The following is a 22,185-nucleotide window of genomic DNA, read 5'->3' on the forward strand; positions in this document are numbered from 1 at the left end:
CGAACGGCGCGCAAAGGGCGTGACACCCCTTCTCCGGCCTCGCTAGCGTGCGTGCCGCACGGGGGACCGCCGTCGTCGATCAAGGGCTTCGCCATGGGCAGGTCGTTCGCGTCCCGCGTCAGCCACCGCCGGTTCAAGTGGGTCATCCTCGTGTTCTGGCTCGTGCTGGCGGCCCTCGCGGCGCCGCTGGCCGGGAAGCTCACCGCCGAGCAGGACAACGACATCTCGGCGTGGCTGCCCGGGAGCGCCGAGTCCTACCTCGCGCTGCAGCGCCAGGCCGAGCTCGGGTCGGACCCCGACACCTTCCCGGCCGTCGTCGTCTACGAGCGGACCTCAGGCCTCACGGAGGAGGACGCCGAGGCCGTCGCCGAGGACGCGGCCGCCTTCGCGGAGCTCGACATCATCGCGGGCGACGTCGTCGGCCCGATCCCCTCGGAGGACGGCCAGGCGGTGCAGCTCGTCGTCCCGCTGAACGCCGGCCCGGGCGGGTGGGACGCGCTCGCCCCGGCGGTGGACGAGATGCGCGCCGCGACCGCCGACGGCCCCGACGGGCTCTCGGCCTGGGTCGGCGGCCCCGCCGGGAACGCCGCCGACTCCTCGGAGGCCTTCGCCGGCATCGACGGCACCCTGCTGTTCGCCGCGCTCGGGGTCGTCATCCTGATCCTGCTGCTCACCTACCGCAGCCCGGTCCTGTGGATCCTGCCCATCTTCTGCGCGGTCATCGCGCTGTTCTGCGCGCAGGCCATCGTCTACCTGCTCGCCCGCTACGCCGACCTCACCGTGAACGCCCAGAGCGCGAGCATCCTCACCGTCCTGGTCGTGGGCGCCGGCACCGACTACGCCCTGCTGCTCGTCGCCCGCTACCGCGAGGAGCTGCGGCTGCACGGCGACCGGCACGAGGCCATGACCGAGGCGGTGCACCGGGCCGGCCCGGCGGTGCTGGCCAGCGCCGGCACGGTCATCCTCGGCATGCTCTGCCTGCTCGCCGCGGAGATGAACTCGACCGCGAGCCTCGGACCGGTCGCCGCGATCGGCGTCGCCGTCTCCCTCGCGGTGCTGATGACGCTGCTCCCCGCCCTGCTGGTCATCTGCGGCCGCTGGGTGTTCTGGCCGGTCAAGCCCACCCTGGGCAGCGCCGAACCCAGCGCGACCGGCTTCTGGGCGCGGGTCGGCGGGCTGATCAAGCCGCGTCCGCGCGCGGTGTGGCTGGTCACGAGCCTGCTGCTCGCGGCCGCCGCTCTCGGCCTGTTCCGGCTCGACCCCTCCGGCCTGACCCAGGCCGAGGCCTTCCGCGGCACCCCCGAGTCGGTCGTGGGCGAGGAGGTGGCGGCGGAGCACTTCCCGGCCGCCCAGGGCAACCCGGTCTTCGTCGTCTCCACCGCCGACACCGCCGACGAGGTGGCCCGGGCGGTCGCCGGCACCGACGGCGTCAGCGAGGTCGCCGAGCCCGTGGTGGTCGGCGACGAGGCGCTCGTGACGGCGACCCTGACCGACGCCGCCGACAGCCCGGCCGCCTACGCCACCGTCGAGGAGCTGCGCACCACGCTGGACGACGTCGGCGACGGCGAGGCGCTGGTCGGTGGCAACACAGCGCTCAACCTCGACGTGCAGAACGCCGCCCAGCGCGACAACCGGGTGATCATCCCGCTGGTCATGCTCGTGGTGCTGGTCGTGCTGGCCCTGCTGCTGCGCGCGGTGGTCGCCCCGCTGATCCTGGTCGCGACGGTGGTGCTCTCCTTCGCGGCCGCGCTGGGCCTGAGCGCGCTGATCTTCGACTGGGTGCTGGGCGTCACCTCGACCGACAGCTCGTTCCCGCTGTTCGTCTTCGTGTTCCTGGTCGCCCTCGGGATCGACTACAACATCTTCCTGATGACCCGGGTGCGGGAGGAGGCCGCCGACCACGGCACCCGGCGGGCGGCGCTGATCGGGCTCTCCGCCACCGGCGGGGTGATCACCTCCGCCGGGCTGGTGCTCGCCGCGACCTTCGCCGTCCTGGCGACGCTCCCGCTGACCTTCACCACCCAGCTGGGCATCGCGGTCGCGCTCGGCGTGCTGCTCGACACGATGATCGTCCGGTCGGTGCTCGTCACCGCGCTCAACCTCGACGTGGGCCGGCGCATGTGGTGGCCGAGCCGGCTGGCGCAGCGGCGCGACGACCCGGAGGAGCCCGTCGAGGGCGGGACGCCGCCGATCCCGGCGCCCCGCGGGGAGGCCGACGTCGCGCCGCACGTCCGCCCCGGGTCGTGACGACGCCGGGGGTTCAGCTCCGGCCGCGCTCGCGGTCCTTGCCCTCCCGGACCTTGACCGAGATCTCGACCGGCGTGCCGCCGAAGCCCCACTGCTCCCGCAGCTTGCGCTCCAGGAAGCGGCGGTAGCCGGCCTCGAGGAACCCGGTGGAGAAGACGACGAACCGCGGCGGGCGGACGTCGGCCTGCGTCACGTACTTGATCTTGGGCGCCCGGCCGCCGCGGGCCGGCGGCGGCGTCTCCTGCACGATCGCCCGCACGTAGGTGTTCAGCTCCGCGGTCGGGATGCGGGTCTCCCAGGAGACGAGCGCCGCCCGCAGGTGCTGGGCGAGCTTCTCCACCCCGCGGCCGGTCTTGGCCGAGATGTTGACCCGCGACGCCCACCGCACCCGGGCCAGCTCGCGCTCGACCTCCTTCTCCAGCTGGACGTGCCGGTCCTCGTCGAGGGTGTCCCACTTGTTGACGGCCAGCACCAGCGCCCGGCCGGCGTCGACCACCTGGCTGATCACCCGCTGGTCCTGCTCGCTGATCACCTCGTCGGCGGCGAGCAGCACGACCGCGACCTCGGCGGCCTGGATCGCCGCCTCGGTGCGCAGGCTGGCGTAGTACTCCATGCCGCTGGCGGTGTTGACCTTGCGCCGCAGCCCGGCGGTGTCGACGAACCGCCACTCCTCGCCGCCGAGCACGACGATCGAGTCGACCGGGTCCACCGTGGTGCCGGCGACCGAGTCGACGACCGACCGCTCGTCGCGGGCCAGGCGGTTGAGCAGGCTCGACTTGCCCACGTTGGGCCGGCCGACCAGCGCCACGCGGCGCGGCCCGCCCTCCTCGGGCTGCTCGCGGGGTGCCTCGGGCAGGGCGTCCAGGACGAGGTCGAGCAGGTCGCCGCTCGCCCGCCCGTGCAGCGCGCTGACCGGCTGGGGCTCGCCCAGGCCGAGCGACCACAGCTCGGCGGCGTTGGCCTCGCTGCGCTCGTCGTCGACCTTGTTGGCCACGAGGATCACCGGGCGGTCCGACCGGCGCAGGATGCGCGCCGCGGCCAGGTCGGTGTCGGTGGCGCCGACCGAGCTGTCGACGACGAAGACGATGACGTCCGCCGTCTTCATCGCGTACTCGGCCTGCCGGGTGATCGAGGCACCGAGGCCGGCCGCCTTCGGGTCCCAGCCGCCGGTGTCGACGACGGTGAACCGCTTGCCGTTCCACAGCGCCTCGTAGGCGATCCGGTCGCGGGTCACGCCCGGGGTGTCCTGGACGACCGCCGCGCGGCGGCCGAGGAACCGGTTGACCAGCGTGGACTTGCCGACGTTGGGCCGGCCCACGATCGCCACCACGGGCAGCGGGCCGGTGCTCTCCTCGGTCATGTGCGCTCCCCCGCCGCGACGGCCGAGCGGGCCAGCTCGACGATGCGCGCGACGGTCTGCTCCTGCACCAGGTCGGTGCTGTCGACGACCACGGCGTCCGTGGCCGGGCGCAGCGGGCTGTCCTCCCGGCTGCTGTCGTACTCGTCGCGCCGGCGCAGGTCGGCGGCGAGCGCGGTGATCTCCTCCGGCGTCGTCAGCCCGAGCTGCAGCGCGCGCCGCTCGGCCCGGGCCTCGGGCGCGGCGGTCAGGAAGACCTTGAGCGTCGCGTCGGGCAGGACGACGGTGCCGATGTCGCGGCCCTCGACGACGACGGCGTCGGCGCCGGCCACCAGCGCGCGCTGCTGGTCGACCAGCTGCCGGCGCACCGCCGGCACCGCGGACACGGCGGACACCGCGCGGGTCACCTCGGCGCCGCGGATCCGGGTGGCGACGTCGACGCCGTCCACCCGGACCAGCTCGGTGTCGGCCGCCGTCCCCACCTCGATCGTCGTGCGGGCCACGACGCCGGCGACGGCGTCGGCGTCCTCCGGGTCGACCCCGGCGTCGAGGACGGCGACCGTCGCCGCCCGGTACATGGCGCCGGTGTCGAGGTACGCCGCGCCCAGGTGGGCGGCGACCGCGCGGCCGACGCTCGACTTGCCCGTGCCCGACGGCCCGTCCAACGTCACGCAACCGACGAAGTCGCTCACCGGGCCCTGCACGTGCCGCCGCTCCGCGGCCCCGTTCGCTCCGCTCCTCGCTCGTTCCTCGCTGCGATGCTCGCTCACTGGGCGATGTCCCGTCGCAGGGCCACCGCGCCGCGCAGGTACACGTGCTGGATCTCCGATCGGGGCTTGTCGACGTCGACGTGCGCCATCAGGCGCAGCACCCGCGGCAGCGCGTGCGGGACGTCGATCTCGCTGGCGCACATCAGGGGCACGTCGCCGAACCCGAGCTCGCGGGCGGCCAGCGCCGGGAACTCCGACACCAGGTCGGGGGTGGCGGTGAACAGGATGCTGATGACGTCGTCGTGGTGCAGGCCGTTGCGGTCCATCACCGCGGTGACCAGCTCGCGGGTCGCCTCGAGCACCTGCTCCCGGTCGTCGGCGTCCACCTGCGTGGCGCCCCGGATGGCTCGGACGGCCATGCACTCTCCTCGTTCGCTGCCCGGCACCCCGCACTCCGGGAGCCCTGTTGAGCTTAGTGAGCCGCCGCTACAGGCCGACGATGTCCTTGAGGGCGCCCAGCTCCTGGCGGGTCAGCTTGCGGATCGAGCCGCTGCGCATGCGCTGCAGCTGCACCGGGCCGATCGCCGTCCGGGTGAGCCGGTTGACCGGCAGGCCGACGTGGGCCAGCAGCCGCCGGACGACGTGCTTGCGGCCCTCGTGCAGCACCACCTCGACGACCGACTGGCCGGCGTGGGTGTCGACGACGCGGAACGAGTCCACCGTCACCGGGCCGTCCTCCAGCTCGACGCCCTCGCGCAGCCGGCGGCCCAGGTCGCGCTTCACCGACCCGGTGACCTGCGCCAGGTACGTCTTCGGCACCTCGTAGGAGGGGTGCGCCAGGCGGTGGGCCAGCTCGCCGTCGTTGGTGACCAGCAGCAGGCCCTCGGTGTCCTGGTCGAGGCGGCCGACGTGCACGAGCCCGGGCGCGAGGTCGCCGACCATGTCGCCGATGGTGGGGCGGGCCCGGTCGTCGGTCATCGCGGTGATGACGCCGGCGGGCTTGTTGATCGCGTAGGTGACCCGGTCGTCGCGCAGCTCGATGCGGGCCCCGTCGACGGCGATCTTGTCGACGTGCGGGTCGACCCGCATGCCCTGCACCGCGACCGTGCGGCCGTTCACGCTGATCCGGCCCTGGTCGATCATGTCCTCGACCACCCGGCGCGAGCCGACGCCGGCGCGAGCCAGCACCTTCTGCAGCCGCTCGCCCTGCCGCTGCCCGGCGGGCTCGTCGTCGCGGTCGCCGGGGTGCAGCGGCGCGAGCTCCATGTCCTCCGACCAGCCCTCGCCGCCCTCGGTCGTGGGGTCCTCGTCAGGCAGAGCGGTGTTCATCCGGTCCAGTCTCCCACCGCCGGTGCCACCCCTACCCGGCGACCACGGTGCGGCGCTAGCGTCCCTCCATGGGGCCCCGCACGGAGGGCACGCTGCGGCTGTCCACCGGCCTGCGCACGGGGTACACGGAGGACGGCGACCCGGATGGACGTCCCGCGCTGCTCCTCGTGCACGCCTGGGCCGGTTCGCGGCGGGAGTTCTCGCTGCTGCAGCCGCTGCTCCCGGCCTGGGTGCGCTCGGTGGCGATCGACCTGCGGGGACACGGGGACGCCGACAAGCCGCCGTCCGGCTACGACGTCCCCACCGTAGCCCGGGACGTCGTCGCTGCCATGGATGCGCTCGACCTCCCCGACGTCGTCCTGGTCGGCGCCTCCAGCGGCGGCTACGTGGCCCAGCAGGTCGCCGTCGACGCGCCCGCACGGGTGACGGGGTTGGTGCTGGCCGGCTGCCCCCGTGACCTGCAGGGCCGTCGGGCGCCGTTCGCCGACGACGTGGACGCCCTGACGGACCCGGTCGACCCGGCGTGGGTGCGGCGGTTCCTCGCCGGCTTCACCGACGTCTCCCGGCTGCCCGGGTGGTACGTCGACCTGGGCGTCGAGGACGCGCTGCGGATCCCGGCCGATGTCTGGCGGGCCAGCCTCCACGGACTCGGCCAGGCGCCGCCCCCGACGGCGACCGGCACCATCTCGGCACCCACGCTGGTGGTCAGCGGCGACCGCGACGAGCTGCTCGCCGGGCAGGCCGCTGAACTGGCCGCGGCGATCCCGCGGGCGCGCTGGGTGCGGTATCCGGACGCCGGCCACGTCGTCCTCTGGGACCAGCCCGCCCGGCTCGCCGCGGACATCGCCGCCTTCCTGCTCGAGGTGGCGCCGTCCGGCCCGTGAGCGCTGCGGGTAGGAAGGTGGTCGTGGACCGACCGGACCGCGGCGACGACCCCGCGGCAGGGGCCGGCCTGCGACGAGCGGGGGTCGCGGTCTGCCTCGCCGCGGCGCTCCTGCTGCTCGCCGCGGTCACCGCCTTCCTGGCCGGCGGCCGGCCGTACGGGGTGAACATCGGCGGCGGGGCGCTGTACCTGCTCGGGGTCCTCGTCGGCCTGGTGGGCACGGTGCTGCTGTGGACCGCCGCCATCGACCGGCCGGCGGGAGCCCGCCGCGGCTTCGGCCTCACCGTCGTCGCCCTGGTGCTGGTGTGCGCCTGCCCCGTGCTGTCGCTGGGCGACGTGCTCGCCGGTCAGCTCCAGCTGGTGCTGATCACGCTCACCGCCGTCGTCCTCGCCGCCGCCGCGCTGGTCGCCCGCCGCAGCTGAGCCCGTTCCCGCTCAGGCGTCGGGGTGCTCCTCCAGGACGGCGGCGGTCTCCGGCAGCAGCGGTGCCAGCTCGGGCAGCTCGCCCAGGCTGGACAGGCCCAGCCGCTCGAGGAACAGCGGCGTCGTCCGGTACAGCCCTCCCCCGCTGTCGGGGTCGGTGCCGACCTCGTGCACCAGGCCGCGCGCGAGCAGGGTGCGCATGACGCCGTCCACGCCGACGCCGCGGATCGCCGAGACCCGCGCCCGGGTCACCGGCTGCCGGTAGGCGATGACGGCGAGGGTCTCCAGCGCCGCCTGGGTCAGCCGGCTGCGCTGGCCACCCACCAGGTAGCGCTGGACGACGTCGGCGTGCTCCTCGCGGGTGTAGAGCCGCCAGCCCTCCCCCACCCGGCGCAGCGTGATCCCGGCCCGGCGCCCGTCGTACTCGGCCGCCAGCGCCCGCAGGCCCTCGGCCACCTGCGACCGCGGGCAGCGCAGCGCCGTGGCCAGCGTGTCCTCGTCGACCGGGTTGTCGACGACGAACAGCAGCGCCTCGAGCCCGCCGCGCAGCTCCTCGGGGTCGAGGACGGCGATCTCCAGCTGCTCGGGCTCGTCCTCCGGCTCGGGCGCCGGCTCCCCGGCGCGGACGGCGACCGGCGGCGGCAGCGGCGCCGGCTCCTCGACCGGCCGCAGCTGCGGCTCCTCGACGTCCGGGCGCTCGGCCACCCGGGCGGCCAGCGCGGCGGCGACGGCGTCCCAGGTCGCGGGGTCGCCGTCCTCGTCGGCCTCGCGGGTGGCGGCCAGCTCGGCGGCCAGCGCGTCCCACGAGATCGGCGGCTTCTCGCCCGGCCCGCTCATGCGTACTCCCCGTCCGCCGCGCCGCCGAGGTCGGCGAGGGTCGCCGCGTCGACGTCGTCCCCGCCGATCCACCGCACCGACAGGTCGCCCAGCGGCGTCAACTGCTCGAAGACCACCCGCTGCTGCCGGTAGAGCTCCAGCAGGGCCAGGAAGCGGGCCACCACCTCCGGGGTGCGCCCGCAGTCCGCCGTCAGCGCCCGGAAGCTCGCGGTCCCCGACCGCATGAGCTGGTTGCGGACGGCGAGCAGCTGCTCCGCCACGCTCACCGACGGCGCGTGCAGGTGCGCGACGCTCACCGTCTGCGGCGCCTTGGGGGCCAGCGCCTTCGCGGCCAGCGCGGCGAGCTGCTGCGGCGTCACGCCGAGCAGCACCTCGGGCACCAGCTCGGCGAACCGCGGCTCGAGCGAGACGTCGCGCGGGAACCGGCGGACGGCGTCGGCCTCGCGGACCTTGAGGAAGGCCGCGGCCTCCTTGTACGCCTTGTACTGCAGCAGCCGGGCGAAGAGCAGGTCGCGGGCCTCGAGCAGCTCGAGGTCCTCCTCGTCCTCCACCTCGGCGGCCGGCAGCAGCCGGGCGGCCTTGAGGTCGAGCAGCGTGGAGGCGATCACCAGGAACTCGCTGGCCTGGTCGAGGTCGAGCTCGTCGCCGAGCGCGCGCAGGTGCGCGATGAACTCGTCGGTGACCGTCGACAGCGCGATCTCGGTGACGTCGAGCTTGTGCTTGCCGATCAGCTGCAGCAGCAGGTCGAACGGGCCCTCGAAGTTGGTCAGCCGGACGGTGAACCGCGACGGCCGGTCGCCGTCCGGTGCCGCGACGTCCGGGGTGCCCACGCGGGCGAGGGTAGTGCTCAGGCGCCGCGGAGCCGCTTCACCAGCACCGACTCGGCGCCGTGCTCGGCCAGGTCGCCGAGCAGCACGGCGACGGCCTCGCGGACGATCCGTCCGCGGTCGGCGGCGACGCCGTGGTGGGCGCGCAGCGTCAGCCGGGCGCTCTCCAGGGCCAGCAGCTCGTCGGCGGAGAGGTAGACGGTGATCTTCTCGTCGTGCCGGGTCCGCTCGTTGCGCACCGACTTCTGCGGCCGGCCGCGGGTCGGGATCGCCGGGGCCGCCGCCGCGCCCGGCACGGGCGGGGTGCGGTACGCGGCCAGCTCGTCGCCCGCGCCGCCGGGCACGAGGGTCAGCGAGGTGGTCGGCTCCTCCCCGCGCGGGGCGGTGCCGCGCAGCGCCGGCGAGCTCGTCGCCGAGCTGAGGCTCGGCAGCTCGGTGACCTCGGCCTCGGCGGCCGGGGTGTCGGTGCGGCGGAACAGCTCGTTCGCGCCGGGGAGCACGGGCCGACGCGTCACAGCGCCAGCACCTCCTTGGCCAGGTCGCGGTAGGCCGAGGCACCCGACGACGTCGGCGCCCAGGTGGTGATCGGCTGGCCGGCGACGGTCGTCTCGGGGAAGCGCACGGTGCGGGTGATGACGGTCTGGAAGACGGTGTCGCCGAAGGCCTCGACCACCCGGCTGAACACCTCGCGGCAGTGCACGGTCCGCGAGTCGTACATCGTGGCGAGGATGCCGGAGATCTCCAGCTGCGGGTTGAGCCGCTCCTTGACCTTGTCGATGGTGTCGACGAGCAGGGCGACGCCGCGCAGCGAGAAGAACTCGCACTCCAGCGGGATGATCACGCCCTGCGCGGCGGTCAGCGCGTTGACCGTCAGCAGGCCCAGCGACGGCTGGCAGTCGATGAGGACGTAGTCGTACTCGTGCCGGGCGTCGGCCAGCACGCGCAGCAGCGTCTGCTCGCGGGCGACCTCGCTAACCAGCTGCACCTCGGCGGCCGAGAGGTCGATGTTGCTGGGCACCAGGTCCAGGCCCGGGATGTCGGTGGGCACGGTGACGTCGGCCAGCGTGGTCCGCCGCTCCATGAGCGCGTTGTAGATGGTGCGGTCCAGGTTCTGGGCGGGCACGCCCAGGCCGACCGACAGCGCACCCTGCGGGTCGAGGTCGATCAGCAGCACCTTGCGGCCGTACTCGACCAGTGCGGCACCCAGGTTGATCGTCGACGTCGTCTTGCCGACGCCGCCCTTCTGGTTGCACATCGCGATGACCCGGGCCGGGCCGTGCTCGGTGAGCGGCGGCGGCTCGGGCAGCTTCCGCTGACGGGCTCGGGCGGGGTCGCCGGACCGCAGCGCGGCGGCCCCCATCTCCGGGTCGCTGTCGTGCGGGCGCGCGACGGCAGAGCTTGCCGCGTCCGCTCGGGTCGCCATCGGTCCGTTGCCTCCATGCACGTGCCCGATCCCGGGGTCCTCCGGGTGCGGTCAGCCGTCCTGCCCGCTCGGGTGTCCCCGACGGTAGGGAAGCTCGTGCGCTTTCCCGAGGAGGCACGCCGCGCACCTGGTGTGGCGTGTCGAACGATGCCAACGCCGAGTGGCCGTCAAGCCGAAAGTCCTGTCAGAACCTACCGAGAGAACCTGTGGACGGCTGTCACTTGAGGGCCCGCGGGTGGCTGCTGGCGTACACCTCGCGCAGCCTCTCGACGGTGACGAGCGTGTAGACCTGCGTCGTCGTCACCGACGCGTGGCCGAGCAGCTCCTGCACCACGCGCACGTCGGCGCCGCCGTCGAGCAGGTGGGTGGCGAACGAGTGCCGGAGGGTGTGCGGGGAGACCTCCGCGGTCAGCCCCGCCCGCTCGGCCGCGGTGCGCAGGATGACCCAGGCGCTCTGCCTCGACAGCGGGCCGCCGCGGGCGTTGAGGAACAGCGCGCCGCCGCGCACCCCGCCGCGGCCGGCGGCGGCCAGCGCCGGCCGGGCCCGCACCAGGTAGTCCTCCACCGCCTTGAGCGCGTACGACCCGACGGGGACGACGCGCTCCTTGCCGCCCTTGCCCGCCAGCCGGACGGCGGCCTGCCCGCGGTCGAGGTCGTCGACGGCCAGCCCGACCGCCTCGGAGATGCGCGCCCCGGTGCCGTACAGCAGCTCCAGCAGTGCCCGGTCCCGCAGCCCGCGCGGGCCGTCGAGCGCCCCGGCGGCCTCGATCAGCGCGACGACCGACTCGACCGGGATCGCCTTGGGCAGCCGGCGCGCCGGTGTCGGCGGGCGCACCTCGTGCGCGACGTCGTCGGGCACCAGCCCGTCGAGCAGCGCGAAGCGGTGCAGCCCGCGGACGGCGACGACGGCCCGCGCCGCCGACGTCGTCGACAGCGGCTGGTGGTCCTCGTCGCCGGCGCGCAGGGCGGTGAGGAACCCCTCGACGTCTGACTCGGTGACCTCGCCCAGCCCGGTGATCCCGGCGCCGGCGAGGTACTCGGTGTAGCGCCGCAGGTCGCGGCGGTACGAGCTGATGCTGTTGGCCGCCAGCCCGCGCTCCACGGTGAGGTGGTCGAGGTAGCCGGTGACGATCCGCTCGATCGCGGTCGGCGGGGAGACGGTGGCGGTCAGACCAGCACCTCCTCCCACGGGACGGCGGTCATCCCGTGCGCCTCGGCCACCTCGGGCAGCACGACCTGCCCGGCGACGACGTTGAGGCCGTGCGCGAGGTCGGCGTGCGCGCGGACGGCGGCCGCCGTCCCCTCGTTGGCCAGGGCCATGACGTAGGGCAGCGTCACGTTGGTGAGCGCGTGGGTGGAGGTGTTCGGGACGGCGCCGGGCATGTTGGCCACGCAGTAGAAGACCGACTCGTGCACGCGGAAGGTCGGGTCGTCGTGGGTGGTCGGCCGGGTGTCCTCGAAGCAGCCGCCCTGGTCGACGGCGATGTCGACGAGCACCGAGCCGGGCTTCATCCGGCTGACCAGCTCGTTGCTCACCAGCGTCGGGGCCTTGGCACCCGGCACCAGCACCGCGCCGATGACCAGGTCGGCGTCGAGCACCGCGCGCTCCACCTCGTAGGCGTTCGAGGTGACCGTCTGCATGTGGCCCTGGTAGATGCGGTCGGCGGCGCGCAGCTTGTCGACGTCCTTGTCCAGGACGATGACCTCGGCCTGCATGCCGAGGGCGATCGCCGCGGCGTTCATGCCCGAGACCCCGGCGCCGATGACGACGACCTTGGCCGCGTAGACGCCGGAGACGCCGCCGAGCAGCACCCCGCGGCCGCCGTGCGCGCGCTCGAGCGAGTGCGCGCCGACCTGCGGGGCCATGCGCCCGGCGACCTCGCTCATCGGGGCGAGCAACGGCAGCGCCCCGCCGGCCGACTGCACCGTCTCGTAGGCGATCGCGGTCGTGCCGGAGGTGACCAGGGCGTCGGTGCACTCCTTGGACGCGGCCAGGTGCAGGTAGGTGAACAGCGTCTGGTCGGCGCGCAGCCGCCCGTACTCCTCGGCGACCGGCTCCTTGACCTTGAGCAGCAGGTCGGCCGCACCCCACACGTCGTCGGCGGTGGGCACGGTGCGGGCGCCGGCGGCGACGTAGTCGGCGTCCGGGATGGACGACCCCTCCCCCGCGCCCTGCTCGACGAGCACCTCGTGCCCGGCGCGGACCAGCTCGGTCACCCCGGCAGGGGTGAGCGCCACGCGGTACTCGCGGTTCTTGACCTCTCGGGGGACCCCGACGCGCATGAAGACTCCTTCGTCCGGCGCGGGTCGCGCTCCCGAGGGTGACGGGGGCCGCGCACCGCGAGCGGGGCCGGCCCGGTCGGGGCCCGCCCTCGGCCGGAGTCTAGGCAGGACCGGGGCGGTTTCCCGAGCGCCGGTGGCGGCGTGCCGGTGAGGAGTACACGGCCGGGGAGGCGGGAACGGAGCGCGGATGCGCCTCTACGCCGACCGCCCCGACGTCCGCGCCCGGCAGCTCGCCGGGGACGCCGGCGTGCTCGCCTGGATCGCGCTGTGGGTGCTCGTCGCCCGCGCCGTGCACGGCGCCGTGCTCGTGCTGGCCGAACCGGGGCGGGCCGTGGCCGACCTCGGCGGCTCGGTGGCGAGCAGCATGCGGTCGGCCGCCGAGTCCGCCGACCGCGTGCCGGTGGCCGGTGACGCGCTGGCCGAGCCGTTCGAGGCGCTCGGCGACGCCGGCGGCTCGGTCAGCGGCGCGGGCCAGGCGGCGCAGGACGCCGTCGGCACGCTGGCGTTCTGGGTCGCCGTCCTGCTGGTGCTGCTGCCGGTCGGCTGGCTGCTGCTGCGCTGGCTGCCCGCCCGGTGGGCGTACGCCCGCGAGGCCGGCGCGGCCGCGCGCCTGCTGCGCGGCACGCCGGACCTCGAGCTGCTGGCCGCCCGGGCGCTGGCCACCGCCCCCCTGACCCGGCTGGCCGCCCTCCCGCCCGGCGCCGGCGACCGCTGGCGGGACGGCGACCCGGCGACCGTGCGGGCGCTGGCCGGCCTCGAGCTGTCCCGCCTCGGTCTGCGGCTGCCCGACGACCGGCCGGTCACCGCCCCCGTTCGGCGATGACGTCGAGGTAGTGCTGGTTGAACATGACCCCGAGGACGTTGCCGAAGGGGTCGACGACCGAGGCGGTGACGAAGCCCGGCCCCCGCTCGGTCGGCTCGTCGTGCGGCTCGGCACCGAGGGCCAGCAGCCGCTCGTACGCGGCGTGGACGTCGTCGACCGCCCAGTAGGCGACGACGCCGCCGATGCCCGGGTGGCCGTGCGGGGCGAAGCGCCGGTCGAGGATGCCGAGTTCGTGCAGCGAGTCCCCGAGGCGGAACTCGACGTAGGCCGGCGGACCGTCGACGGGGCGGGTGAAGTACGGATCGGTGCCGGTCACCCGGGTGTACCAGCGCACCGCGGCGGGGACGTCGTCGGCGAAGTACGTGATGGTGGTCAGGCCGCGCAGCACGGCTGCTCCTCTGCTCGTCTCGATGTGGACGCCGTCCAGCCTGCTCCGTAAAGTGCGCACCTCCTGAGCACTTTCCGCGGGGAGTTCGCGATGCGCGCCGACCGGCTGGTGGCCGTCCTGCTGCTCATGCAGGCGCGCGGCCGGGTCACCGCCGCGGAGCTGGCCGCCGAGCTCGAGGTCTCCGTCGCCACCGCCCGCCGCGACCTCGAGGCGCTGTCGGCCGCCGGGGTGCCGGTGTACCCGCAGGCCGGCCGCGGTGGCGGGTGGTCGCTGGTGGGCGGGGCCCGCACCGACCTCAGCGGGCTCTCGGCGCGGGAGGCGCAGGCGCTGTTCCTGCTCGTCGGCCCGGCCGCGGCCGTCTCCGACGAGGCCCGGGCGGCGCTGCGCAAGCTCGTGCGGGCACTGCCGACGCCGTTCCGCGCCGAGGCGCAGGCCGCCGCCGCGGCCACCCTCGTCGACCCCACCCGGTGGGGTGAGCGCGACCGGTCGCGGCCGGGGACGGTCGACGTCCTGCAGGCGGCCGTGGTCCGGCGCCGCCGGCTCCGGCTGGTCTACCGCGACGGCGCCCGCCGGGAGAGCGAGCGGGTGGTCGACCCGTGGGGCCTGGTCGACAAGGACGACGTCTGGTACCTCGTGGCCGGCACCGACCGGGGGCAGCGCACCTTCCGGGTCGACCGGATCGCGGCCGCCGAGCCCACCGGCGAGGCGTTCGAGCGGCCCGGGGAGTTCGCGCTCGACGACGCCTGGCGGCAGGTGGTCGGCGAGGTGGAGCAGCGGCGGGCGCGCACCGAGGCGACCCTGCTCATCCCCGCCCGCTTCGTGCCGGTCCTGCAGGACCACTTCGGCCGGCACTGCGCCGTCGACGAGGAGCAGCCCGACGGCCGGGCCCGGGTGCGCGTGGCCGCCCCCACGCCGCTGGACATCGCCCGCACGCTCGCCGGCTGGGGCGCCACGGTGGAGGTGCTGTCCCCGCCCGCGGTGCGGGCGGAGCTGGCGCGCATCGGCACCGAGCTGGCCGCGGCCTACCCGCCGTGATCACGGAGTTCGGGGCGCGACCCGCCGACGCGCAGCGGCGTGTCGCCTCCCGAACTCCGTGATCGTCGGAACCCGGTCAGGCGGGGCGGAGCTCCGCCGACGTCGCCCGGGCCTGCGCGGCGGCCAGGACGCCGATGACCGCCGAGGCGTTGCGGATGCCGCCGTCGAGGACCCGCCGGACGGCGTCGTCGAGCGGCACCCGCTCGACGGTCATGTCCAGCTCCTCGTGCTCGACGGTGAAGCCCTCCGGCCGGTCGGCGTCCGAGAGCCCCTCCGCGAGGTAGACGAGCACCTGCTCGTCGCAGAAGCCCGGCGTGCTGAACGAGTTGACCAGCAGCGCCCAGCGCTCGGCGGCCAGGCCCGCCTCCTCGGCCAGCTCCCGCTTGGCGGTCTCCAGCGGCGGCTCGCCGTCGGCGTCGCGCAGCCCGGCCGGCAGCTCCCACAGGTAGCCGCCGACCGGGTGCCGGTACTGGCGCACCATCACGACCCGGCCCTCGTCGTCGAGGGCGACCACGCAGACGGCGCCGATGTGCCGGACCACCTCGCGGACGCTGTCCCCGCCCCCGGGCATGGTGACGGTGTCGCGGGCCAGGCTGAAGATGCGCCCCTCGAACACCGTCTCGCTCTTGAGGACCTCGTACTCCCCGGGCCGCGCCGGTTCCACCACTCAGGCCTCCTCGCCAGCGCTCGTCGGCCACGTGGGGGCCCACGCTGCGCTCATCAGTGGCCTCGCCGGCTCGGCCACTAGATCCCGACCTTCTCGGCGTCGTCGACGTCGACCGGCAGCCGGGAGGACTCCGCCCGGTCGATGGCCGCGCGCACGAAGGCGCGGAAGAGCGGGTGCGGGCGGGTCGGCCGGCTCTTGAGCTCGGGGTGGGCCTGGGTGCCGACGAAGAAGGGGTGCACCTCGCGCGGCAGCTCGGCGAACTCGACCAGCAGGCCGTCGGGCGACGTCCCCGAGAACACCAGGCCGGCCTCGGCCAGCCGGTCGCGGTAGTCGTTGTTGACCTCGTAGCGGTGCCGGTGCCGCTCGGTCACGTCGGTCGAGCCGTAGGCCTCGGCGGCCACCGACGCGCGCTGCAGCGCGGCCGGGTAGCTGCCCAGCCGCATGGTGCCGCCCATGCCGCGCTCGCCGGCGATCACGTCGACCTGGCTGGCCATCGTGGCGATGACGGGGTCGGGGGTCTCCGGGTCGAACTCGGCGGAGTTGGCCTTCTCCAGGCCGGCGACGTGGCGGGCGTACTCGATGACCATGCACTGCAGGCCCAGGCACAGGCCGAGCGTCGGGATGCCGTTGACCCGGGTGTGGCGGATCGCGCCGAGCTTGCCCTCGATGCCGCGCACGCCGAACCCGCCGGGGATGCACACCCCGTCGACGCCGGCCAGCGCCCGCTCGGCGCCCTCGGGGGTCTCGCAGTCGTCGGAGGGCACCCAGCGGATCTCGACCCGGTTGCGGTGGGCGAACCCGCCGGCGCGCAGCGCCTCGGTGACCGACAGGTACGCGTCGGGCAGGTCGATGTACTTGCCGACCAGCGCGATCGTGATCGTCTGCTTGGGCTTGTGCACCCGGTCGAGCAGGTCGCCCCACACGGTCCAGTCGACGTCCCGGAACGGCAGGCCGAGCCGGCGGACGACGTAGGCGTCGAGGCCCTCCCGGTGCAGCACCTTCGGGATGTCGTAGATCGACGGCGCGTCGGCGCAGGAGATGACGCCCTCGGGGTCGACGTCGCACATCAGGCTGATCTTGCGCTTGAGCCCGGTGCCGATCTCCCGGTCGGAGCGGCAGACCAGGGCGTCGGGCTGGATGCCGATGCTGCGCAGCGCGGCCACGGAGTGCTGGGTCGGCTTGGTCTTCAGCTCGCCCGACGGCGCGATGTAGGGCACCAGCGAGATGTGCAGGAAGAAGCAGTTGTCCCGGCCGATCTCGTGCCGCACCTGGCGGGCGGCCTCGAGGAAGGGCAGCGACTCGATGTCGCCGACCGTGCCGCCGATCTCGGTGATGACGACGTCGACCCGCTCGGCCGACTCGGCGCCGGCCAGGATGCGCGCCTTGATCTCGTTGGTGATGTGCGGGATGACCTGCACGGTGTCGCCGAGGTACTCCCCGCGCCGCTCCTTGGCGATGACGTCGGAGTAGACCTGCCCGGTCGTGACGTTGGCCCGCCCCGACAGGTCGGTGTCGAGGAAGCGCTCGTAGTGGCCGATGTCCAGGTCGGTCTCGGCGCCGTCCTCGGTGACGAAGACCTCGCCGTGCTGGAACGGGTTCATCGTCCCGGGGTCGACGTTGAGGTAGGGGTCCAGCTTCTGCATGGTGACCCGCAGGCCACGGCTGGACAGCAGGGCGCCGAGCGAGCTGGCGGTCAGACCCTTGCCGAGGGAGGAGACAACCCCGCCCGTGACGAAGACGAACTTCGTCGGCTGGGAGTTGTGCAGGAGCCCGAGTTCACGCATTCCATGCGGTCGATCCACGGGAGACCACCGTAACACGGTCGGCCTCCCCGGCTCCCTCGTCCGGGGCGGTGCGCTCCCCCACCCCGCGGGCGGCGGCGAGCCACACCAGCAGCGGCACCAGCAGCGCCGCGGCGGTCGCGGGGACGGCGACGCCGGAGTCGTTGACCGCGGCGCCCAGGGTGAGGCTCAGCGCCACGGCGAGCAGCCCCGCCCTCAGGGCCGACGCGTCGGCGGCGGGCAGCCCGGACCGGCCGCCGCGCAGCAGCCCGCCCGGCCGGACCAGCCACGCGGCGGCCACCAGCGCCACCGGCAGCATCCACGCCAGGGAGCTGCCCAGCAGGATGTCGATGTTCGCCGAGGCCTTGCGGCTGACCACCGTCCACGCCTCGCCGGTGAGCACCTGGTCGACGAACCGGCCCAGGTGGGTGCGCGCGTCGGCCGGCCGCAGCCAGTCGAGGACGGCGACGGTGCCGACGGCGACGACGGCGGCCGCGAGGATCGCCAGCAGCCGGACGACGGTCACGCGGGTGCGGGTGAGCAGCATCGCCAGCAGCAGGAAGCCGGGCACCGAGGCGAGGACGCCGCCGAAGTCGCGGCCGAGCTGCGGCGCCCCGATGACCGCCACGACGACCACCAGGGCCGCGGCCACCGTGCCGGCGGTGACCAGCCGGGCCCGCTCCGGCCGCGCCCGGCGCCCGGCGGTGGCGGCCAGCGCCGCCGTCGCCAGCAGCGCCGTCGTCGAGACGAGCCCGAAGGTGAGGTTGCCGAAGCCGGTGAACCGGCCGGCGACGATGGCGTCGTAGCCGAGCAGGCCGTTCTGCTCCAGGTTCGACCCGGTGAGCACGTCGCCGACCAGCGTCGCCAGCGTGACCAGCACGACCACCAGCGCCGGGCCGAGCGGCCGGCGGCGCCAGGGCCCGGCCGCGGCCAGCGCGACCACCAGCAGGTCGGCGACGAGCACCGCGCCGAGCAGCGCCCAGCGCGGCGCGCCAGCCCGCTCCCAGGGGGCGAGGTCGGCCAGGTAGGTCGCCACCGGCAGCGCGGCGGCGGCGAGCGCCAGCCCGCGCAGCACCGACCGGGCCCGCGGGCCGGGTGCGCCCACCGGCCCGCGCAGCCGGCCGATCCGCCAGCCGCCGAGCAGCAGGAGGCCCAGGGCGACGAGGGCGCCGTTGACCGCGACCAGCGACCAGAAGAAGGAGCTGGTGCTGCGGTAGTGGGCGCTGGCCGCGGTGTTCATGTGGTCGAGCCGGCGCACCGCCTCGGCCAGGTCGGGCCGCTCCCCCGCCGCCTGCACCGGCCGGCCGTTCACCGACGCCGGCACGTCGAGGTCCAGGGCGCGCAGCGCGGTGGGCGCGAGGTCGATGAGCTGCAGGTACGGCATGCGGCCGGTGCTCGCCGACGTCAGCCAGGTCGGCTCGTCGAAGCCCGGTCCCGACACGATCGCGACGTGCAGCTGCGGGCGGCCGTCGTTGACCTCGGAGACGCCGGCGACGACGAACAGGGTCCGCCCCTCCAGCGCGTCGGCGGCCGCGCGCAGCTGCCCCACCGCCGCGTCGACGACGCCCAGGGCGGCGGCCCGCGACACGGGGTCGGTGCCGGTGTCGGTGAGGTCGACGCCGGGCTCGCCGGCGTCGGTCAGCCCGTCGAGGCTGACCAGGGTCAGCGGGCAGCCGTCCAGCAGCCCGCCGAGGGCCGCCGGGTCGGCCGGCAGCTCGTGGGTCGCCGACAGCTGCGTGTCCTCGGTGGCCACGGCCACCGTCGCGGCCCGCCCGACCACCGAGGCGCAGCCGACCTGCTCGCCGAGCAGGCCGGGCTCGGCGCCGAAGCGGGCGGTCGCCTCGTCGTCGGCGATCCGCGCCACGGTCGCGACCGGGTCGGCCAGGCCCAGGCTGGCGATCTGCTCCTGCAGGCCGCAGTGCGACAGCCGGGCGTCCACGGGCGGCTCCGCGGCCGCGCCGGGCTCGGTCGCCGGCGCCCCGGGGTCGGCCGGTGCGGCGTCGGTGCCGTCGGGCAGCGGTGCGCTCGGCAGCGGCACCGGCGGGATCTCCTCGTCGGCGCCGGGGAACCGCGCGCGGTTGCCGGCGCCGAGGGTGGCCCAGCCGTCGAGCAGGCAGCTGGTGGCGCGGGCGGCGCGCACCGACAGCGCGCCGACCGCCGCGCCGTCGGCCAGGTCCCACAGCTGCGGGGTCTCCTCCGGGTCGAGGTCGTCCCACACCAGCCCCGGCACACCGACGACGACCACCCGGTCGGCGGCGTACCGGTCGGCGTCGTCGGCGCCGGTCGCCGGGGCGGCCACCGCCAGCAGCGCCGCGACGACGGCGACCAGGACGGCGAGGCGGCGGACGGCGGCTCTCACGGCGCGGGGTCCCCCAGCAGCTCCCGGTACACCGCCACCACCTGCCGCGCGGTGGCCGCCTCGTCGGGCCAGGTGGCCGCCTGCCGCGGGCCGGCCTCGGCGAGCTCCTTCGCCCGCGCCGGGTCGGTGAGCACCCGGACCACGGCGTCGGCGAGCGCGTCGGCGTCCCCGACCGGGACGAACTCGGCGGCGCCGGCGAACAGCTCGGGCATGCCGCCGGCGCGGGAGGCGACCAGCGGCGTGCCCGCCCGCAGCGCCTCCTGGCCGGTGAACGGGCTGCCCTCCCACCGCGAGGGCAGCACGCACAGGTCGGCGGCGCCCAGCAGCTCGGCGACGTCGTCCCGGCGGCCCAGCAGCCGGACCGGCAGGCCGTCGGCGGCGATCCGGGCGGCGAGCTCGTCGTGCAGCGGCCCGTCGCCGGCCACGGCGACCAGCGGGTCCACCCGGCCCGCCCAGCGGCCGGCGGCGTCGAGCAGCACGTCGTAGCCCTTCTGCGGGTGCAGCCGGCCGATCGCGACGACCAGCGGGCGGTCGTCGTCGGCACCGAGGTCGGCGCGCACCTCGGCGCGCGAGCGCTGCGCCGGCGGCCGCGGCGGGGCGATGGCCGGCGCCAGCCGCACGTCGCGGGCGCCGAGCCGGCGGGCGTTGGCGGCGAGGTCGCCGGAGACGGCGAGCACCAGGTCGGCAGCGCGGATCGTCACGCCCTCCAGCCGGCGCAGCAGCGCCTGCTTCGGGCCGCTCCCCTCCTGCAGGGCGTTGTGCAGCGTGAGCACCAGCGGGCGCCGGTCGCGGGTGCTGCGGCGGGCCAGCGCGGCGACCAGCCCGGCGCGCAGGCCGTGCGCGTGCACCAGGTCGGCGCCGGCCAGGGCGGCGCGCAGCTGCAGCACTGCGCGCGCGTCGGCGACCGGGTCGAGACCGGCGGTGATGCCGACCGGCCGGAAGTCGGCGCCGGCGGCGGTGAAGGCGAACAGCTCCTCGGTGGCCGGGGCGCCGCAGACCCGCACGGTGGCGCCGGCGGCGGTCAGCGGCGGCACGATCGCGCGCACGTGGGCGCCCACGCCGCCGGCGCTGGTGGCCAGCACCTCGACGAGGGAGCGGCCCGCCAGGGGTGGTCGGTCAGCCACCGTGCACCTCCGAACGACCCGGCGCGCGCAGCCCCTGCAGCGCGGCCGCGAGCGGCCGGCGCGCCGTACCCATGATGACCGCCCCCGCGACGAGCGCCACCACCGCGGTCACGACGACGCCCGCACCCACGGCGCCGAGCAGCCCCACGGTGGGCGCCGGGTCGACGTCCAGCAGCCGCGCGACGAGCAGCCCGGCGGCCCCGCCGAGGACGGCGGCCAGCAGCGCCGGCGCCCCGGTCCGCAGCACGCCGGCCAGCGCCGGCGCGCCGGCCCGGCGGGCCACCACGACCAGCAGCGCGAGCCCCGCGACCGTGACCCCGACGCTGTGCCCGGCGCCGAGGGCCAGGCCCCGGTCCTCGGCCGGCAGGACCGCCGACAGGACGACGTCGGCGGCGACCGCCAGCAGCCAGCCGCCGACGACGCAGACCGTCGGCGCCTTCCACAGCCCGCGGGCGTACAGGGCGCGGGTCAGCAGCGCCACCAGGCCGTAGCCGAGCAGCCCGGGCGCGAAGGCGACGATGGTGTCCCGCAGCGCCGCGACGTCGGCCGGCGGGTCGTCGCTGAGGAAGACCCGGGCCATGGGCCCGGACACGGCGACCAGGACGGCGGCGGCGACCGCGGAGGCGACGACGACGAGGACCGCCACCGGCGCCAGCGCGCGGCGGAAGCCCTCCTCGTCGCCGAGCTCGGCGCGCTCGGCCAGGCCGGGGTAGGCGGAGGTGGCCAGCGGCACGGCCAGCGCCGCCCACGGCACCAGGAAGACGGTCAGACCGGCCGCGTACACGACCTGGGTGCCGTCGGGGGCGCCGTCGTTGGCCAGCCGGATCGCCACGGCGGCCACCAGCTGCTGCCCGGCGAGGGTGAGCACGCCGGCGACGGCGAGCCGCCGCACCCGCGGCGCGGCCCCGACCGGGAACGTGAGCGTGGGCCGCAGCCCCAGCCGCAGCCGGCGGACCGGCACCAGCAGGCTCAGGCTGAGCGCGACCACGCCGAGCGTCGTCCCCACCCCGAGCACGAGCTCGGCCGGCGTCGAGAGGTCCTCGACCGACGGGCTGCCGCCCATCCCGGCGAACACCAGGTAGGCGGTGGCGACGACGAGGCTGGACAGCAGGGGCGCCAGCGCCGGACCGGCGAAGCGGCGGTGCGCCTGCAGCACGCCGGTGAGCACGATGCCGATGCCGTAGAGCACCACCTGCGGGGCGAAGACCAGCAGGAACCGGGCGGCCAGGTCCACCTTGGCCGCGTCGCCGTCCCCGCCGAGCAGCAGCCGGGCGATCGGCTCGGCGAGCACCGCGACCAGCACGGCGAGCGGCGTGAGCACCAGCAGCGTCCAGCCGAGCAGCGCCGACGCCGTCCGCCGGACCTGCTCGGCGTTTCCGGAGGCGATGCCGCCGGCCAGCATCGGCACGACCAGGCTGGCCAGCGCACCGCCGGCGACGACCTCGAAGACGATGTTCGGGACGGTGTTGGCGGCGGTGTAGGTGTCACCGGTGCTGTCGGCGCCGACGGCGTTGGTGAAGACCAGCGTGCGGCCGAAGCCGGCCAGCCGGGCGAGCACCGTGAGGACGGCGATCAGCGCCGCCGCGCCCGCGACGCCCTGCGCGACCCGCCGCGCGGTCACGCCGGCTCCTCGCTGGCGCTCGTCGTCGGCGTGCCCGGCGGTGCTGAGCTCGTGGGCGAGCTCGCGAG

General features: G+C 75.7%; 21 protein-coding genes. 5 read left to right on the top strand and 16 right to left on the bottom strand.

Annotated elements, in window-relative coordinates:
- Window positions 1-51: 51 nt before the first annotated feature.
- Window positions 52-2,247, top strand: a complete 2,196-nt coding sequence (locus tag ACI8AF_RS22300) for an MMPL family transporter (protein WP_456541951.1) — start codon at window positions 52-54, stop codon at window positions 2,245-2,247.
- A gap of 13 nt (window positions 2,248-2,260) precedes the next feature.
- Here ACI8AF_RS22300 and der read toward each other — a convergent pair whose 3' ends face one another.
- The 4 genes from der to ACI8AF_RS22320 all read right to left on the bottom strand — a co-directional run bounded on the left by der (window position 2,261) and on the right by ACI8AF_RS22320 (window position 5,643).
- Window positions 2,261-3,607, bottom strand: coding sequence for a ribosome biogenesis GTPase Der (gene der / locus ACI8AF_RS22305; RefSeq protein WP_456541952.1), 1,347 nt, complete (start codon window positions 3,605-3,607; stop codon window positions 2,261-2,263).
- On the bottom strand, window positions 3,604-4,296 hold the full coding sequence (cmk, locus tag ACI8AF_RS22310; RefSeq protein WP_456541953.1) for a (d)CMP kinase: 693 nt from the start codon (window positions 4,294-4,296) through the stop codon (window positions 3,604-3,606). The genes der and cmk overlap by 4 nt, the downstream gene beginning before the upstream one ends.
- Before the next feature lie 74 nt (window positions 4,297-4,370).
- The gene (gene aroH, locus ACI8AF_RS22315; protein WP_456541954.1) at window positions 4,371-4,733 is read right to left on the bottom strand and encodes a chorismate mutase; all 363 of its coding nucleotides are present in this window, start codon (window positions 4,731-4,733) and stop codon (window positions 4,371-4,373) included.
- A 67-nt stretch (window positions 4,734-4,800) separates the two neighbouring features.
- Window positions 4,801-5,643: a pseudouridine synthase gene (locus tag ACI8AF_RS22320; RefSeq protein ID WP_456541955.1), complete on the bottom strand. Its 843-nt coding sequence runs from the start codon at window positions 5,641-5,643 to the stop codon at window positions 4,801-4,803.
- 68 nt (window positions 5,644-5,711) lie between these two features.
- On the opposite strand from ACI8AF_RS22320, the gene ACI8AF_RS22325 reads away from it, so the two are divergent.
- Both ACI8AF_RS22325 and ACI8AF_RS22330 read left to right on the top strand, forming a co-directional pair.
- Window positions 5,712-6,527 (top strand): alpha/beta fold hydrolase, encoded by an 816-nt coding sequence (locus ACI8AF_RS22325; protein ID WP_456541956.1) that lies wholly within the window; start codon window positions 5,712-5,714, stop codon window positions 6,525-6,527.
- A gap of 23 nt (window positions 6,528-6,550) precedes the next feature.
- Window positions 6,551-6,949: a hypothetical protein gene (locus ACI8AF_RS22330; protein WP_456541957.1), complete on the top strand. Its 399-nt coding sequence runs from the start codon at window positions 6,551-6,553 to the stop codon at window positions 6,947-6,949.
- Between the two features lie 12 nt (window positions 6,950-6,961).
- Here the strand turns inward: ACI8AF_RS22330 and scpB are convergent, their stop codons facing one another.
- The 6 genes from scpB to ald all read right to left on the bottom strand — a co-directional run bounded on the left by scpB (window position 6,962) and on the right by ald (window position 12,319).
- Window positions 6,962-7,786 (bottom strand): SMC-Scp complex subunit ScpB, encoded by an 825-nt coding sequence (scpB, locus tag ACI8AF_RS22335; protein ID WP_456541958.1) that lies wholly within the window; start codon window positions 7,784-7,786, stop codon window positions 6,962-6,964.
- Window positions 7,783-8,616 carry a segregation and condensation protein A gene (locus tag ACI8AF_RS22340; protein WP_456541959.1) on the bottom strand — a complete coding sequence of 278 codons (834 nt, stop codon included), beginning with the start codon at window positions 8,614-8,616 and terminating at the stop codon, window positions 7,783-7,785. Before ACI8AF_RS22340 ends, scpB begins: the two co-directional genes overlap by 4 nt.
- A gap of 17 nt (window positions 8,617-8,633) precedes the next feature.
- On the bottom strand, window positions 8,634-9,128 hold the full coding sequence (locus ACI8AF_RS22345) for a hypothetical protein (RefSeq protein ID WP_456541960.1): 495 nt from the start codon (window positions 9,126-9,128) through the stop codon (window positions 8,634-8,636).
- Window positions 9,125-10,036: a ParA family protein gene (locus ACI8AF_RS22350; RefSeq protein WP_456541961.1), complete on the bottom strand. Its 912-nt coding sequence runs from the start codon at window positions 10,034-10,036 to the stop codon at window positions 9,125-9,127. The genes ACI8AF_RS22345 and ACI8AF_RS22350 overlap by 4 nt, the downstream gene beginning before the upstream one ends.
- Window positions 10,037-10,253: 217 nt before the next feature.
- Window positions 10,254-11,225, bottom strand: a complete 972-nt coding sequence (gene xerD, locus ACI8AF_RS22355; protein ID WP_456541962.1) for a site-specific tyrosine recombinase XerD — start codon at window positions 11,223-11,225, stop codon at window positions 10,254-10,256.
- Window positions 11,204-12,319 carry an alanine dehydrogenase gene (gene ald / locus ACI8AF_RS22360; RefSeq protein ID WP_456541963.1) on the bottom strand — a complete coding sequence of 372 codons (1,116 nt, stop codon included), beginning with the start codon at window positions 12,317-12,319 and terminating at the stop codon, window positions 11,204-11,206. Before ald ends, xerD begins: the two co-directional genes overlap by 22 nt.
- Before the next feature lie 187 nt (window positions 12,320-12,506).
- Between ald and ACI8AF_RS22365 the strand changes: the two genes are divergently transcribed.
- Window positions 12,507-13,142, top strand: a complete 636-nt coding sequence (locus ACI8AF_RS22365) for a hypothetical protein (protein WP_456541964.1) — start codon at window positions 12,507-12,509, stop codon at window positions 13,140-13,142.
- Here the strand turns inward: ACI8AF_RS22365 and ACI8AF_RS22370 are convergent.
- Entirely contained in the window at window positions 13,120-13,590 is a 471-nt protein-coding gene (locus ACI8AF_RS22370) for a VOC family protein (RefSeq protein WP_456541965.1), read from the bottom strand. The genes ACI8AF_RS22365 and ACI8AF_RS22370 overlap by 23 nt on opposite strands.
- Before the next feature lie 30 nt (window positions 13,591-13,620).
- Here ACI8AF_RS22370 and ACI8AF_RS22375 point away from each other — a divergent pair, with 30 nt between their 5' ends.
- Window positions 13,621-14,565 carry a helix-turn-helix transcriptional regulator gene (locus ACI8AF_RS22375; protein WP_456541966.1) on the top strand — a complete coding sequence of 315 codons (945 nt, stop codon included), beginning with the start codon at window positions 13,621-13,623 and terminating at the stop codon, window positions 14,563-14,565.
- Between the two features lie 76 nt (window positions 14,566-14,641).
- Here the strand turns inward: ACI8AF_RS22375 and ACI8AF_RS22380 are convergent, their stop codons facing one another.
- The 5 genes from ACI8AF_RS22380 to murJ all read right to left on the bottom strand — a co-directional run bounded on the left by ACI8AF_RS22380 (window position 14,642) and on the right by murJ (window position 22,117).
- Window positions 14,642-15,232, bottom strand: a complete 591-nt coding sequence (locus tag ACI8AF_RS22380; RefSeq protein WP_456541967.1) for an NUDIX domain-containing protein — start codon at window positions 15,230-15,232, stop codon at window positions 14,642-14,644.
- A gap of 77 nt (window positions 15,233-15,309) precedes the next feature.
- Window positions 15,310-17,016 carry a CTP synthase gene (locus ACI8AF_RS22385; protein ID WP_456541968.1) on the bottom strand — a complete coding sequence of 569 codons (1,707 nt, stop codon included), beginning with the start codon at window positions 17,014-17,016 and terminating at the stop codon, window positions 15,310-15,312.
- Window positions 17,009-19,372: a hypothetical protein gene (locus ACI8AF_RS22390; RefSeq protein ID WP_456541969.1), complete on the bottom strand. Its 2,364-nt coding sequence runs from the start codon at window positions 19,370-19,372 to the stop codon at window positions 17,009-17,011. The genes ACI8AF_RS22385 and ACI8AF_RS22390 overlap by 8 nt, the downstream gene beginning before the upstream one ends.
- A complete protein-coding gene (locus ACI8AF_RS22395) occupies window positions 19,369-20,496 on the bottom strand; it encodes a glycosyltransferase family 4 protein (protein WP_456541970.1) in 1,128 nt (375 codons plus the stop codon). The genes ACI8AF_RS22390 and ACI8AF_RS22395 overlap by 4 nt, the downstream gene beginning before the upstream one ends.
- Window positions 20,489-22,117, bottom strand: coding sequence for a murein biosynthesis integral membrane protein MurJ (gene murJ, locus ACI8AF_RS22400; RefSeq protein ID WP_456541971.1), 1,629 nt, complete (start codon window positions 22,115-22,117; stop codon window positions 20,489-20,491). Before murJ ends, ACI8AF_RS22395 begins: the two co-directional genes overlap by 8 nt.
- Window positions 22,118-22,185 lie beyond the last annotated feature (68 nt).

Source organism: Blastococcus sp. SYSU D00669, from assembly GCF_054050715.1.

Bases quoted from the DNA above. Each gene is read 5' to 3' on its own strand.
- der (WP_456541952.1), bottom strand. From the start codon at position 3,607: ATGACCGAGGAGAGCACCGGCCCGCTGCCCGTGGTGGCGATCGTGGGC.
- ACI8AF_RS22385 (WP_456541968.1), bottom strand. From the start codon at position 17,016: ATGCGTGAACTCGGGCTCCTGCACAACTCCCAGCCGACGAAGTTCGTC.
- scpB (WP_456541958.1), bottom strand. From the start codon at position 7,786: ATGAGCGGGCCGGGCGAGAAGCCGCCGATCTCGTGGGACGCGCTGGCC.
- aroH (WP_456541954.1), bottom strand. From the start codon at position 4,733: ATGGCCGTCCGAGCCATCCGGGGCGCCACGCAGGTGGACGCCGACGAC.
- ACI8AF_RS22350 (WP_456541961.1), bottom strand. From the start codon at position 10,036: ATGGCGACCCGAGCGGACGCGGCAAGCTCTGCCGTCGCGCGCCCGCAC.
- ald (WP_456541963.1), bottom strand. From the start codon at position 12,319: ATGCGCGTCGGGGTCCCCCGAGAGGTCAAGAACCGCGAGTACCGCGTG.
- ACI8AF_RS22375 (WP_456541966.1), top strand. From the start codon at position 13,621: ATGCGCGCCGACCGGCTGGTGGCCGTCCTGCTGCTCATGCAGGCGCGC.
- ACI8AF_RS22325 (WP_456541956.1), top strand. From the start codon at position 5,712: ATGGGGCCCCGCACGGAGGGCACGCTGCGGCTGTCCACCGGCCTGCGC.
- ACI8AF_RS22320 (WP_456541955.1), bottom strand. From the start codon at position 5,643: ATGAACACCGCTCTGCCTGACGAGGACCCCACGACCGAGGGCGGCGAG.
- ACI8AF_RS22365 (WP_456541964.1), top strand. From the start codon at position 12,507: ATGCGCCTCTACGCCGACCGCCCCGACGTCCGCGCCCGGCAGCTCGCC.